The 268-nt window shown below is 65.3% G+C and carries 1 protein-coding gene; it reads left to right on the forward strand.

The window, feature by feature from the left end; translation table 11 throughout:
• On the forward strand, positions 1-268 hold a 268-nt coding region (locus ACRHOC_RS14850), incomplete at both ends, for a DUF4158 domain-containing protein (RefSeq protein ID WP_431159409.1).

Genomic DNA, 268 nt, shown 5'->3' on the forward strand with positions numbered 1-268 from the left:
CCTCTCGATCATCCGACAGCGGCGCGGGCCAGCCAATCGGCTGGGCTTCGCGGTGCAGCTCTGTTACCTGCGCTTTCCCGGCGTCATCCTGGGCGTCGATGAACTACCGTTCCCGCCCTTGTTGAAGCTGGTCGCCGACCAGCTCAAGGTCGGCGTCGAAAGCTGGAACGAGTACGGCCAGCGGGAGCAGACCCGGCGCGAGCACCTGAGCGAGCTGCAAACCGTGTTCGGTTTCCGGCCCTTCACCATGAGCCATTACCGGCAGGCC

This window comes from Winogradskyella poriferorum, assembly GCF_050618035.1.
Taxonomy (GTDB): Bacteria; Bacteroidota; Bacteroidia; order Flavobacteriales; family Flavobacteriaceae; genus Winogradskyella; species Winogradskyella poriferorum_A.